Raw genomic sequence first — 12,356 nt, 5'->3', positions numbered from 1 at the left:
ATGCGATGAACGATGCACTTTCGATGCTGCTCGATTACGAGGCGATCCGCAACGTCAAGGCGCGCTACTGCCGCATGCTCGATACCAAGGACTGGGAGGGGTTCATCGACCTTTTTACCAGCGACGCGGTGATGGACGTACAGGAGGATACCGGACACGCGCCGATCACCGGCCATGAGGCGATACTCGACCAGGTGCGGTTTGCAGTGGCGGATGCCCGGTCGGCCCATCAGGTTCATTCCTCTGAGATCGATCTCAAAGGGGATGAGGCGAACGTCGTGACTGCTATGCAGGACCGCGTCGTCTGGGCGCCGGGCAAGAGCCCAATACCCGGCGCGCAATCCATCACCGGATTTGGTCATTACACGGAGCGTTACGTCCGCCAGGCCGGGACATGGAGGATCGCCTCGCTCAAGCTGACACGTCTTTATGTCGAGGTTCATCCCGAGCCTGTCTTTTGACAGGTTGCAATCAAAGTCGCGGCCGCAAATCTGCGGCGCATAACGAACTGAGAGGATTTCAATGACGCTGGCGGTGGAACCGGGAGCACAGGCGCTTTTCGACAGGTTCGGCACGTATATTCTGCCGGGGCGTGTCAACGACCCGCGGCGCGGCATCGAAGAAGCCCGGGAAGCCGAGCGGATCGGCCTGGGGTGCGTGTGGATCTCCGAACGCTATGCGCTCAAGGAACCGGCTGTGCTCTCGGGCGCTGTGGCTGAGGCCACATCGAAGATCCGCATAACGGGAACCATGTATGCGACGATGCGCCATCCGCTGGTGACTGCAAGCGTTGCGGACATGATGCAAGCGATGAGCGGGGAACGCTTCCGCCTCATGTTCGCCCGCGCGGTACCGGCCTATATGAAGATGCTCGGATCCCCGCCCATCACGATGGAGCGGCTTGCCGATCTGATCACGATCTGTCGCCGGCTCTGGGCCGGTGAAAAGGTCGATTACGACGGCATACTCGGCAAGTTTCCGGCCATCAACCTGACCGATCGCCACGGAGGAACGCCCCCGCCGATCATTTTCACGGCGATCGGGCCAAAAAGCCTCGAATTTGCAGGCGAGCACTGCGACGGCGTGCTGCTTCACCCCTTCGTTTCGGCGCAGGGCGTGAAGAACAGCGCCAGAATCGTCCGCGAGGCCGCGGAAAAGGCAGGGCGCGACCCGATGTCAGTGCGCATCTACCATAATATCATTGTCGCTCCCGATCTGCCCAAGGACGAGGAAGAGGCCGTCGTCGGCGGGCGCGCGATCACCTATTTCGAACTCCCCGGTTTTGGCGACCTGATCGTCGACATCAACGGCTGGGACAAGAAGGTGCTCGACGACATCCGCGCCCACCCCAAGATTGCAGGGCTCAACGGAAAGCCCGCCGACCAGGCCTATACGCGTCAGGAACTCGTCGATGTAAGCCGTCTCATACCCCAGCAGTGGCTGGACGAGGGGGCTGCAGTGGGAACGGCAGCGCAGTGCGCCGATCAGCTGATGTCCTTCCTTGATGCAGGCGCCGACGAAATCCTACTGCACGGCTCCTCCCCCAAGGACATGGGTCCTCTCACGAGCGAACTGAAGCGCGCATTGGCTGCAAAGGGACTGTGATCATGGACGTGCTGACCCCCGATCGCATTACCGTCCAGTTGCAGGATTGGCTGGCCGGGCAGAAACCGCAATGGCGCCAGATCCATGTTCGCCCCCTCGACGTGACATTGGGGGCGGGCTTCTCTGCCGACATCTTCTTCGTGGAGGTCGACTATGTCGACGAGGCAGGCCCCCAGGCGCAGACACTTGTGGTGCGCCGCCAGCCGATGGACCTGGAAGTCGTCTTCGGCAGCAGTCTGGCCCTTCAGGGGAAAATGATGGCCGCGCTCGATGCGCGCGGAGATCTCCCCGTTCCGCCATGGATCGGGATGCACCTCGATCCCGAGATTCTCGGCCTGCCTTTCCTCGTGATGGGCAAAGTGGCGGGTGAATGCGCCAAGCAGACGCCGAACTACAATCTTGAAGGCTGGCTGGTCGACATGGCGCCGGAGCAGCGGCGCGCGGCCTTTACCAATGCCATATCGGCGTTTGCCAGCCTGGCGAGTATTGACTGGCGCGACGGGTTCGAATTCCTCGCACAACCCGAAAACGGTGAGCCGGGCCTCGATCAATACGTCGGTGCATTGGAAGCGTGGCACAAGGCCGCAGGACGCGGGCGGGCAATGCCCATTGTCGATACGGCAATGGCTTATGTGCGCGCCAACATGCCGCAAGATGCGGCCGTCAACGTACTGTGGGGCGATCCCACACCGTCCAACGTCATGTTCGCGCCCGATGGCCGCGTCAACGCGCTGATCGACTGGGAACTGGCAGCGTTAGGACCGGCCGAGCTCGACCTCGCATGGTGGCTTTACTTCGACGACCTGTTCGGTCGCCGGTTCGGCATTACCCGGCTTGAAGGGCTGCCCAGCAAGCAAGAAACGATCGCGATCTGGGAGGAGACCACCCGGCAGACGGCGAGAAACCTTGAATACTACGATATCGTCGTCGCACTGCGCATGGCGCTGGTGGCGATCGGCGCGTTCGACCGCCAGGTTGGTATCGGCAATATTCCTGAGACCAACAAGTCGCTGAATGACAACTTCATGACGCTCTACCTCGCGGAACGTCTGGGTTTGCCAATCCCTGAATTGGGTCCGGATTTCGTTGCTTTCATGAAGAACCTGACACCGGTCGAAGACAAGGCCTGAGCGACCGGATTCCATACCGGATCGCGGCACCTGGGAGAAGTACGGCAATGGCGCAGCACCGTGAAAAGCGGCCTGCATGAACGCGGGCTCTTGTGAAGCGGCGGTTTTGGAACCGCAAACCCTGATCGCGCGCGCGCGCGATCTCACGGGCCTTACGGATTTCGGAAATGACCTTTCGTTCATGGCCGGCTTTCAACGTCTGGTCGAGGCGGTGGAGACGATGGATCCGCCGCCGCAACTGCGCCAGACAGTAAGTGAGAAGATTGTCGGCCTGCTGGCGACCCGGCTGCGCTACATCGAGGATGAGAAACGCCACCCGGAGATTACGCAGCAGGATCTCGGCGACCCTCTCATAGTCTGCGGTCTGCCGCGCACAGGGACAACGATCACCTACGATCTGCTCTGTCTCGATCCGTCCGCGAGGGCGCCGCGCGAGTGGGAATGGTATATTCCCTGGCCCGCTCCTGAAGAAGCAAATTTCGAGAGTGATCCGCGCATCGGCCAGGTCCAGGCGATCTACGAGAATTGGCTTAAGCATGCCCCGCAGCTGGCCGACATCCAACGGATGGATTGTACCCAGCCCGGTGAATGCAATCACGGGATGATGCTGCATTTCGCCAGCACCAATTTTCCGGCCGAACTCGGTGTTCCCGATTTTGCGCGCTGGCTGCAGGAAACCGTGCCCGACGGGCAATATCGCACGCATCGGAGAATGCTGCAGCAATTCCAGTGGAAAGGTCCGAAGGGACGGTGGACGCTGAAGTCGCCGCAGCATCTGATGGACCTGCCAGGCCTGCTGCAGGCCTATCCCGGCGCGATGCTGGTCTGGACCCACCGCGATCCGGTTCTCACCTTCTCCTCGCTCTCGAGCATGATTGCAGGTTTCCTTGCTGCTGTGGGCGGCGCGAACGACCTGGCGGCAATCGGGCGATCGGTCGTCGACACCTGGTGTGCGGCGATGGCGCGCGCGACAGAAGCACGGTCGGGCGATCCGGCGTTGGAAGGTCGCATCGTTGACCTTGCTCACCGCGATGTCGTCAGCGATCCAATGGCTGCAATCGAACACATCTACAGCCGGTTCGATCTGCCATTTTCGGTGCAGCACCGCGATCGCATCGCCCGCTTTCTTGCCGAGAATCCTGCAGCGAACCGGTTGGGGAGGCATCGGCACAGTCCGGAGCAGTTCGGGATTGATCCGGCCGAGGTACACGCGCGCCTTGCCGGATACTACACGCGCTACGGCCATCTTTTCGACCATTCATAGGCCTGACCTGGGGAACGAGACCATGGGCATTCTCGACCGTTTCCGCCTTGACGGGCGCACTGCAATCCTGACCGGCGTTGGTCCGGGAGTGGGGGAACATGTTGCGCGGGCTTACGCCGAACTGGGGGCGAATGTGGTGATCTCCGCCCGTTCGGGGGATCGTCTCGAACGGCTGGCAGGAGAGATCAATGCGGCCGGCGGCGGCCGCGCTGCCGCCATTGTCGCGGACGCCGGGAAAAGGAGTGATCTTGAGCGGCTCGTGGCCTGCGCACGCGAAGCCTTCGGTCCGATCCACATCATCTTCAACAATGCTGCAGCCGGGGTCGTATATGCCGCCGATGGCGGGCTTTGGGCGAACACCGACGAAGTGTGGCGCACCGCGTTCGACGTCAACGTCATGGCGACCTGGTGGCTGGCCGAACTGACCGAAGCCGACATGAAGGCACATGGGAAGGGTAGTATCATCTCGGTGCAAAGCTGCGGCGGTTTCACGCCCATCCCGCCGGCTGTCGCCTATGGAGTATCGAAAGCAGCGCTCCACTTTCTGGTGAGGGAACTTGCCAAGTCGCAGGCCCCGCACACGCGCGTGAACTGTCTGTGCGTCGGTTCCATGAGCCCCGATGGGCAGGAAGCGGAAATCCACAAGGGTCTGGGGCTGGCAGAGCGGAACGCCATCAAGCGCTTCGGTGCCGCGGACGAAGCTGTCGGGGCGGCCATCCTGCTTGCTAGCGATGCCTCCAGCTACACTACGGGAAGCACGATCTTCGCTGAAGGCGGTAGGGTGGGAACGATATCATGACGGTCAATCCGCTATGGACGGAAGATCAGGCTTCAGCCGAGCGGCTGGCCCTGCGCCTCATCGAACGGCCTGACGTTCGCGCTGCGCGCGAAAGCGCACGGCAGATTCTGCTTGGCGATCCGCTATCAAAGACGCTCGATGGGCGAATTGGCCTCGATCGTGCGCTGGATCAATGGGTCCTCGGCCTTGCTATGCGGGAAGCTAACGGCGATCCCGCCGATCCCAAGGTCGTGTGGAATATCAGCAATGCGCCTCGGGATTGGTTCGGTCACATATTTCCCGGCGCCGCCGTCGCGATCGATAATCCGGATAATATCAATCGCGAGATTCCGATCGACGGCGATGGCGGGTACGCGGTCCAAATCCGCTTCTCCGCCGATCCGCCCCAATTCAGCATCGTTGCGGAGGTCGAGCCCGAACACCATGCCGGCCTCGGTCGAAATCTCGGTGCGCTCACTCTTCAAGACCTGTTGCCGCTCTGCGATTCAAGTCGGCGCGTGACGGTCACGGTGGGCCCTGGGGACGGCGGGCCGGCCCATCTGAAAACCGAGAGTGGTGCGCGCATTCAGGTCTACACGCGCGACAGCCAATGCGGCTGGGAACAGGTACCCGCCGAAGTCAGGGTCAGTCGTCTCGACCAATTGCATGCATCGATGCCACGCAGCGAGGAGGATATCGCCCGCGCCATCATTGCCGACATGCCAGCCTGGGTGACATTCTGGTCGCGCTTCAAGGACGACTTTCTCGGGTATCCGCAGCCCAATCGGCTAGTCGGACCTCAGGGGCGGGATGGTGACTGGGGTTATCTTGCAGGAGGTCGTTTCGCGCTCGGGGACGGCGAGGGGCTGCTCATCACCATTGATCCAGCAGGAAGCCGTTACACGGGTATCCAGGTTGCCGACCCCTGGACAATATCGCCCGATCCAATGCTGCGCACGGTAAGTCTTGCTAGCTCACAGGTTGCGCCCTCCGCCGACGGCACGATCACTTATGTCCTCGCCGGCGTGGATGCCGGTATCGCCAACTGGATCGACACCGCAGGGCTTGGGGAAGGCTGGGTATTGCTGCGCTGGCAAGGCGTGCCGGAGGGAAGCGATCCTGCGGCATTCATCCGCGACGTGCGCGTCGTCGATCTTGCGACGCTTGGGGATGGTGAAGGACGGCTGCCGCCCTCGGATATCGCGCTGCGGCGCAGGCAATTGGTTGACCGGGCCCGCAGTCACGGGCTGCGGACCGCCGCAGCGAAGTGGAGTAAGGGCTGATGCAACCCAATGGCTCGATTCTCGAACTATGCCAGGTCGTACGCGACATGGACCGTGCGCTCGACCACTGGACGAGGGTCATCAAGGCAGGACCTTTTTTTGTCTTCGACGTGCCGGTGTTACCGGGCCAGATCTATCGAGGCGAGCCAACGCAAGTTGCACTGAAGGTCGCCTTCGGGTTTTCCGGCGGCCTGCTGATCGAACTTCTTCAGCAGACGAACGAGAGACCATCCGTCTTCACCGAGATGCTGGATCGCAGCGGAGAGGGCTACCATCACGTCATGCTGCGGATTCCCTACGAGGAGGGCGTTCAGCGGCTCTCGGCCGAAGGTCATGAAATCGCTTTCAGCGGCACGATGCCTTCGGGTGAGCGCTTTGCATTGTTCGATACCCTGGCCGCCAACGGGGGGTTCATCGAATTGATGGAACTGTCGGGAGCCATGGAAGCATCGCTTCAGAGGATGCATGCAGCCCATCTCGAATGGGACGGCATCAGCCGGCCCATTCGCGCCATCGCCGATCTTGCGTGAACCTGCTGGCAAGAGCCTCGGCCCGTTCGCCTCAAAAAGTCATGGCTCGCGGCGAGACCGACCGGTAAATCCGCCTAGAGCTTCTTGATGTCGTCGGTCGACATGCTCGTTGTGACGCCCTTTTCACCGGCGGTCAGCGTGGCGACAGGGATCGTGATGAACTTGCCGCGGAAGATGATGCGCACAGCGGTCGCGGTACCGTCGCTATCCGTCAGGACCCGCTCAACTTTGCCGATCCGTGTGCCGTTCGCGGAATAGACCGCGTCGTTCCGCTTTACCGCTGCTCCGTCGGCAAGCGCAGGAACGGACAGGCCAAGTGCCATGAGTGCGATGATTATCTTCTTCATGCAATAAGATCCCCTCAATCAAGGTTGGCGGCGTGGTGGCGCAGGTCTTGCCGTCGATCAAGTGAAAAATGATACACTTGAGAGAAAAAGTGTTCTACCTGTCTCATGCGAGGCAAAAAGTCCGCCTAGGGAGAGCTGCCAAACCTATGTCCAGTTTCACGATGCGTGACCGTTGGTTTCTGCTGCTTCTGGGCGGAATCTACATGCTCAATTTCATCGATCGCACCATTATCGCGGTGGTTGGCGAGGCGATCCGCCGCGATCTCAAGCTCACCGATCTCCAGCTTGGAATGCTTGGAGGATTGGCCTTCTCGCTCTTCTACGCAGTCCTTGGAATTCCACTTGCCCGTCTTGCCGAGCGGTATAGCAGAGTGAAGATCATCGCGGCCGTCACTGTCATCTGGTCGCTGATGACGGCTCTTTCCGGCATGGCGGGGAGCTACGTTCAGCTCCTGATCTGCCGCATGGGAGTAGGGGTGGGAGAGGCAGGATTCACGCCGGCCCTCGTTTCCATGATTTCCGACAGGTTTGAGGCCAGCCGCAGGGCGGTCGTGTTCTCGCTCATTGCGCTGGGGGTCCCTATCGGCGGCGCGGTTGCCGCAATTGCGGGAGGGGCGGTCGCCCAGACATTTGGCTGGCGCCTTGCCCTGGTCTGCGTTGGATTGCCCGGGATTCTTCTGGCGGGCATGCTGATAACGACGATCCCTGAGCCCGCTCGGATCGATGCCGGCAAGAGCGCCGATACGCCAAAATTCGGCGCTGTTCTGCGCAGGCTGGGCCGTTCGCCCGCTTTCCTCTTCCTTACCGCCGGGAGCGGATTTGTAGGAATGGTCGGCTTCGGTACCAACCTCTTCCTGATTCCGCTGCTTGTACGGCGATATGAATTGTCCTTGTCGCAAGCCGGGCTCGTCTTTGCATTGTCGTTCAGCCTTGCCACGATGGTGGGACAGGCAAGCGGCGGATATGTCATCGCGAGCCTTCTTCGCCGCGACCTGCGTTGGGGAGGCTGGGCACCGGCGGCGGCCGTTGCTCTAGCCTTTCCACTCTATCTGCTCGCTATCTACCAGGACGACTGGCGCTGGCTCGTGGGCTTCCTGTTTGGTGCGACGGCCCTGCTTTATGCCTTCACGCCCGCAATAATGACAATAACCCAATCCCTCGTCGAACCCAGGATGCGCGCTTCGGCAGCGGCACTTCATTCCTTCGGCCAGACCGTGGCGGGGCTTGGACTGGGGTCAGTGCTCCTGGGCTATCTCAGCGATCACCTTGCCGCCTGGCGCTATGGGGCCGGTTACGCGAGCGATTGCGTGGGCGCCGCGGGAGGTTCGATGACTCGAGCCTGCCTTCAGGCTGCGGCCGGCGGGTTGCAGCTCAGCATGGCGGCAACAGCATTTGTGCTGGTTTTGGCGGTCTTTCTATATTTACGCGCCGCAACAAACCTCCCCGCCGAAGCAAATGCATCGTGAGAAGCTGTAAATTTGTCGCGTTTCGGCCAACGGGCAGCTGTCAGGATGACGTCGACGGCCCAGCTATGCCACGATTTGAAACATGTCGATCAAGTGGCCGAGGCGCCGCGCATGAGAGGTAGAAAATGGGAAAAGCAGGAGTCATCGGGTTGGGTCAGATCGGTGCCGGCGTTGCCATATGCCTGGCACGATCTAAGCAACTCGCGGCAGTCTACGACATCCGGCCGGATGCATCCGATACGCTGGACGGCGTGCCCGCGGTAGAGAGCTCCCCTGCCGCTGTTGCCGAGCAGGCCGACGTGATCGTCATCGCTGTCGTCGATGCAAAGCAGACGATCAGCGTGCTCACCGGCCCCGATGGAGTGCTTGCGCGGGCGCGTCCGGGCATGACCGTCGTTCTCGTGGCGACCGTCTCGATCGAGGACTTGAACGCCATCCGCAGGCTTACGGAGCAAGCCGGAGTGGAGTTGGTGGATTGCGGCGTGACCGGCGGCCCGAAATCGCGCGAACACGGGCTCGTCTGTCTGGTGGGCGGCAGCGATCAAGTGATTGACCGGGTTCGGCCGGTGCTTGACGGCTTTGCCAAGCACGTTGCCCATATGGGCGGTCCAGGTTCCGGCATGGCTGCAAAGATTGCACGAAACGTCATTGTCTTTGGGGGACTTCGCGCAGGATACGAAGCGTCGATATTGTGCCGCAACGCCGGCGTCGACATCCGTCAGCTCAACGAGGTGATCGAGGCCAGTTCCGACAGTGTAGGGGGGCCGCTGATGCTGGCCATTCGCGACGACCCGTCGTCGAGCAAGAGCGAAGCGGCGGTGCGCGAATATACCCGCTCACTGATGGTGAAGGATCTCGACGCCGCGATCGACCTTGCGCAGAGCTACGGGATTTCGCTTCCGCTTATCGAACTGACCCGCCGCACCGACCTGGCGGTTGTCGGCCTTGAAGCAGTATTGGGAGAAAAGGCATGAGTATCGACGAAACACAGTGGCAAAAGGGTCTCGAAACCTTTGATCAGGTCTATGGGCCGGGTTCCTCGGACATGGTGCTGCCATTCCGGAACTCATCGTTCAACCAGGAGATCGTCGGTAATCAGTTCGCCAACCTTTGGGCAAGCGATGTCCTGTCGATGCGCGAGAAGCGTCTGCTCGTGCTCGGTGCAACAGCCATGCTCGGCCGCACTGATCTCGTGGAAATTCAGATGAACGGCGCCTTGATCAACGGGGAGTTCACTGACGAAGAGCTCGATTTCATTCCCCTTTTCACGCTGTTCTATGCCGGCGCAGGCAATACCACGGCGCTCTTTAGGGGGATCGAGGCCGCCAAGGCCCGGCGCCGCGATCGCGTCGAAGCGGCCCAATAGGGAACAGAGATTTCAAGTTTTCGGGAATGGCCCGGCTCGCACGAGCCGGGCCATAATTCTTTAGGCGATTTGTTTCTTCTGCGCGCGGCGAATGGACCGCGATGCCAGCAACAGCACCAGTCCACCGGCAAACGTGAACAGCATAGCCGTCCCGATGCCCCATGCGACTCCCTCGGTCCCGCCCACGAAGTCGCTGACAGCTCCGATCAGATAGGTCCCGGCGCCAACACCGATCAGATTTGCGCCAAGTTGCACAAGCGATACGGCAAGACCGCGCAGGCGCGGGCCGGCTATCGTGACGATCACCGCATAGATCGGGCCGTTGTAGGAGGCGCTCAGGAAGCCGCAGGCCATGAGGAGCGCTTGCATGGGACCAGTTTGTGAAACGACCACCGTGCCGATCCCGGTCAGGGCAGTAAGAATGGGGATCACCGCGCCAAAGAGGGCGGTTCTTGCCGGATCGAAGCCGCCGCGCTGGCGATTTATCTGATCGATTGCCCACCCGGCAAGGAAACCGCCCACCGAGCCGAGGCCGCCGTAAGCAATGGCGATGGTGACGCCCGCGCGCGAGATCGGCATACCATGAACGCGAATGAGGAACGTCGTAAGCCAGGTGCTCATCCCGTAGATGCCGGCCGCAATCAGAATGATGGCGGCTATGCACAAGAACAGTCCCGGCCGCGCGGCGAGTTGAAGGATGCGTGCGGCAAGACCGGGCTGGCCCTCGGCTGGCCGTGCAGGCACCGGATCGTCGTAGGCGCCTCGCTGCGGCTCACGAACGGTCAGGAACAGGATCGGCGCCAAAACAAGGCCGGGCAGTCCAGCTGCGGCAAAAGCCCATCGCCACCCACCGACCTGAACGATGGCCCCTCCAATCAGGAAGGCGAGGGCAAGACCGATGCCCGAACTCAGGTACCATATGCCGATAGCCGTCGCCCGCCGTTCCTCGCCGAAATAGTCGCTAAGGAGTGACATTCCGGTGGGAGAGCCGGCAGCTTCTGCGGTGCCGACCGCGGCCCTGCCGAGTAGGAGCGTCCAGAAACCGGATGCCAGACCGCATAGCGCTGTTGCGCCGCTCCAAAGCGCGAGTGCGATCGCCATCAGGTTGCGCCGGTTCAGGCTGTCCACCGCGATGCCGAAAGGCAGCGCGGCCAATGCGAAGAATATCCCGTATGCAAACCCGGCCAGAATGCCAAGCTGACCGTCGGTGAGTGAGAATTCCTTGCCTACCGGTGCGAGCACCAGACCGATGATCGCGCGGTCGATCCCATGGCAAGTCTGCGATAGTGTCAAGATGCCAAGCACATACCAAGGGTAGCGATCGGCGGATTTGACTGGGTCCGGAGCTCTCATCGCACGGACCCGGTTTTGACCGAAAGGTTATGCATAGGTCTCCCCGTTGTGACGAGAACAGCCTAGTCCCCGGGAAACGTTCCGCCATCCACGGCCAATGCCGTCACTCGGCCAGATCGTGTCGCGCATGGGCCAACGGATAAATTGCCGACAGCACTTTCGGGCATCTTGACGACCTACCCGAAGATAGAGGAACTGGAGGCGGCACAGGTATCTGATGCCCTCATAAAAAAAGAGAAGAGGCAGAGGTAACGATGTTTCGTCCGGAGAGCGATTGGACCGGCCAGGACAGGTTCGGCGTCGATGATTTCTACATCGAAGCGTTGGCATCGGTGAACGATGCCCGCGTCGATATCCGGCACTTCAATTGGGTGCGGCCCTGCAGCGGCGTGTTCAGCCCTGAAAAGCATTACCTCGACTATTCCCTCAATACCCAGCCTCGTCGCAGCATGCTTTCGATGGGGCGTTCGGACGGGTTCGTGGCGAGTGGCGACATGCTCTACATGCCGCCTCACCGTCAGTACGTGGGTGAGCCGGCCCTGCAGGAACGTCATCTCGTTTGCGTCGCGCTCGGCGAGGCCTTCCTCGAAGAACTTTTCGATGGCGAACGCCCCTTCCACGGGCTGGAACCTTGTGCCGATGTTCAAAATATCGCGATGAGGCGCTTTTTCGAGGGGCTGGCGGCAGAGCTTCGTGTACCCGGATTCGCAAGCCAGGCCTTGATCGAATCCATGCTCATGGGACTTGCCGTGGAACTCGTTCGGCATGTGAGTACACAGGAATTCGGCGCCGGCAGCCCACGTAGTACACGGCAAGTGCGCCATATCGTCGACTATGTGATGGATAATCTGGCGGCGCCGCTCGGAGTTGCTGACATCGCTCGTGGTTGCAATATGAGCGTGCGGCACGTGGCGCGCGTGTTCAAGGACGGTACTGGCGTAAGTCTGGGGGAATTCGTTGCGCGCAGCCGGATTGCTCTCGCCAAGGAACTGCTGCGCGGCGACGGCACGCGGATCAAGGAGATCAGCTGGCGCTGCGGCTTCAGCAGCACCTCGGCTTTTTCGGCCGCGTTCCGTGTGGCGACCGGCCAAACGCCCAAGGACTTTCGCTGCCAGCCGCGGCAGGTTCACTGACAGACGCCTGAACATATCGAGCGACGGCCAAAACATGTCGCGCCGCAGTCATTAACTCCGCAACCACTATGGAGGAAAATCCCCCGCGCTTAGGCTCCCCC

Annotated in this window: 13 protein-coding genes; 11 read left to right on the top strand and 2 right to left on the bottom strand. The window is 61.2% G+C overall.

Translation table 11 applies throughout. From position 1 onward, the window contains the following. Window positions 1–5: 5 nt before the first annotated feature. The 7 genes from NTCA1_RS16710 to NTCA1_RS16680 all read left to right on the top strand — a co-directional run bounded on the left by NTCA1_RS16710 (window position 6) and on the right by NTCA1_RS16680 (window position 6,590). The gene (locus NTCA1_RS16710; protein ID WP_133085078.1) at window positions 6–461 is read left to right on the top strand and encodes a nuclear transport factor 2 family protein; all 456 of its coding nucleotides are present in this window, start codon (window positions 6–8) and stop codon (window positions 459–461) included. A gap of 61 nt (window positions 462–522) precedes the next feature. Further along, window positions 523–1,605 carry a TIGR03857 family LLM class F420-dependent oxidoreductase gene (locus tag NTCA1_RS16705; RefSeq protein WP_133085079.1) on the top strand — a complete coding sequence of 361 codons (1,083 nt, stop codon included), beginning with the start codon at window positions 523–525 and terminating at the stop codon, window positions 1,603–1,605. 2 nt (window positions 1,606–1,607) lie between these two features. Then, complete coding sequence (locus tag NTCA1_RS16700; RefSeq protein ID WP_133085080.1) at window positions 1,608–2,735, top strand: phosphotransferase family protein; 1,128 nt, start codon at window positions 1,608–1,610, stop codon at window positions 2,733–2,735. A 76-nt stretch (window positions 2,736–2,811) separates the two neighbouring features. Continuing rightward, the gene (locus NTCA1_RS16695; protein ID WP_133085081.1) at window positions 2,812–3,999 is read left to right on the top strand and encodes a sulfotransferase; all 1,188 of its coding nucleotides are present in this window, start codon (window positions 2,812–2,814) and stop codon (window positions 3,997–3,999) included. A gap of 22 nt (window positions 4,000–4,021) precedes the next feature. After that, window positions 4,022–4,798, top strand: a complete 777-nt coding sequence (locus NTCA1_RS16690; protein ID WP_133085082.1) for an SDR family NAD(P)-dependent oxidoreductase — start codon at window positions 4,022–4,024, stop codon at window positions 4,796–4,798. Continuing rightward, the gene (locus tag NTCA1_RS16685) at window positions 4,795–6,060 is read left to right on the top strand and encodes a hypothetical protein (protein WP_133085083.1); all 1,266 of its coding nucleotides are present in this window, start codon (window positions 4,795–4,797) and stop codon (window positions 6,058–6,060) included. The genes NTCA1_RS16690 and NTCA1_RS16685 overlap by 4 nt, the downstream gene beginning before the upstream one ends. A gap of 47 nt (window positions 6,061–6,107) precedes the next feature. Then, the gene (locus NTCA1_RS16680; protein ID WP_236549391.1) at window positions 6,108–6,590 is read left to right on the top strand and encodes a VOC family protein; all 483 of its coding nucleotides are present in this window, start codon (window positions 6,108–6,110) and stop codon (window positions 6,588–6,590) included. Window positions 6,591–6,664: 74 nt separating this feature from the next. Here the strand turns inward: NTCA1_RS16680 and NTCA1_RS16675 are convergent, their stop codons facing one another. Then, window positions 6,665–6,937, bottom strand: coding sequence for a PRC-barrel domain-containing protein (locus NTCA1_RS16675; RefSeq protein WP_133085085.1), 273 nt, complete (start codon window positions 6,935–6,937; stop codon window positions 6,665–6,667). Window positions 6,938–7,083: 146 nt separating this feature from the next. On the opposite strand from NTCA1_RS16675, the gene NTCA1_RS16670 reads away from it, so the two are divergent. The 3 genes from NTCA1_RS16670 to NTCA1_RS16660 all read left to right on the top strand — a co-directional run bounded on the left by NTCA1_RS16670 (window position 7,084) and on the right by NTCA1_RS16660 (window position 9,769). Continuing rightward, on the top strand, window positions 7,084–8,403 hold the full coding sequence (locus tag NTCA1_RS16670) for an MFS transporter (protein ID WP_133085086.1): 1,320 nt from the start codon (window positions 7,084–7,086) through the stop codon (window positions 8,401–8,403). Between the two features lie 125 nt (window positions 8,404–8,528). Continuing rightward, window positions 8,529–9,377, top strand: a complete 849-nt coding sequence (locus NTCA1_RS16665) for an NAD(P)-dependent oxidoreductase (RefSeq protein ID WP_133085087.1) — start codon at window positions 8,529–8,531, stop codon at window positions 9,375–9,377. Further along, a complete protein-coding gene (locus NTCA1_RS16660) occupies window positions 9,374–9,769 on the top strand; it encodes a carboxymuconolactone decarboxylase family protein (protein WP_133085088.1) in 396 nt (131 codons plus the stop codon). The genes NTCA1_RS16665 and NTCA1_RS16660 overlap by 4 nt, the downstream gene beginning before the upstream one ends. A 60-nt stretch (window positions 9,770–9,829) precedes the next feature. Here the strand turns inward: NTCA1_RS16660 and NTCA1_RS16655 are convergent, their stop codons facing one another. Next, window positions 9,830–11,062, bottom strand: a complete 1,233-nt coding sequence (locus NTCA1_RS16655) for an MFS transporter (protein ID WP_236549389.1) — start codon at window positions 11,060–11,062, stop codon at window positions 9,830–9,832. 314 nt (window positions 11,063–11,376) lie between these two features. Between NTCA1_RS16655 and NTCA1_RS16650 the strand changes: the two genes are divergently transcribed. Then, a complete protein-coding gene (locus tag NTCA1_RS16650; RefSeq protein ID WP_133085090.1) occupies window positions 11,377–12,255 on the top strand; it encodes an AraC family transcriptional regulator in 879 nt (292 codons plus the stop codon). Window positions 12,256–12,356: the final 101 nt, after the last annotated feature.

The sequence above is a fragment of the Novosphingobium sp. TCA1 genome (genome assembly GCF_009811895.1).
GTDB classification, from domain to species: domain Bacteria; phylum Pseudomonadota; class Alphaproteobacteria; order Sphingomonadales; family Sphingomonadaceae; genus Novosphingobium; species Novosphingobium panipatense_A.
The sequence above is the reverse complement of the archived record's forward strand: the minus strand, read 5'-3'. Positions and strand labels throughout refer to the sequence as shown.

Excerpts from the sequence above, each read along its gene's own strand:
- NTCA1_RS16710 (WP_133085078.1), top strand. The coding sequence starts at position 6 with ATGAACGATGCACTTTCGATGCTGCTCGATTACGAGGCGATCCGCAAC.
- NTCA1_RS16670 (WP_133085086.1), top strand. The coding sequence starts at position 7,084 with ATGTCCAGTTTCACGATGCGTGACCGTTGGTTTCTGCTGCTTCTGGGC.
- NTCA1_RS16690 (WP_133085082.1), top strand. The coding sequence starts at position 4,022 with ATGGGCATTCTCGACCGTTTCCGCCTTGACGGGCGCACTGCAATCCTG.
- NTCA1_RS16695 (WP_133085081.1), top strand. The coding sequence starts at position 2,812 with ATGAACGCGGGCTCTTGTGAAGCGGCGGTTTTGGAACCGCAAACCCTG.
- NTCA1_RS16705 (WP_133085079.1), top strand. The coding sequence starts at position 523 with ATGACGCTGGCGGTGGAACCGGGAGCACAGGCGCTTTTCGACAGGTTC.
- NTCA1_RS16680 (WP_236549391.1), top strand. The coding sequence starts at position 6,108 with ATGGACCGTGCGCTCGACCACTGGACGAGGGTCATCAAGGCAGGACCT.
- NTCA1_RS16685 (WP_133085083.1), top strand. The coding sequence starts at position 4,795 with ATGACGGTCAATCCGCTATGGACGGAAGATCAGGCTTCAGCCGAGCGG.
- NTCA1_RS16650 (WP_133085090.1), top strand. The coding sequence starts at position 11,377 with ATGTTTCGTCCGGAGAGCGATTGGACCGGCCAGGACAGGTTCGGCGTC.
- NTCA1_RS16665 (WP_133085087.1), top strand. The coding sequence starts at position 8,529 with ATGGGAAAAGCAGGAGTCATCGGGTTGGGTCAGATCGGTGCCGGCGTT.
- NTCA1_RS16660 (WP_133085088.1), top strand. The coding sequence starts at position 9,374 with ATGAGTATCGACGAAACACAGTGGCAAAAGGGTCTCGAAACCTTTGAT.
- NTCA1_RS16700 (WP_133085080.1), top strand. The coding sequence starts at position 1,608 with ATGGACGTGCTGACCCCCGATCGCATTACCGTCCAGTTGCAGGATTGG.
- NTCA1_RS16675 (WP_133085085.1), bottom strand. The coding sequence starts at position 6,937 with ATGAAGAAGATAATCATCGCACTCATGGCACTTGGCCTGTCCGTTCCT.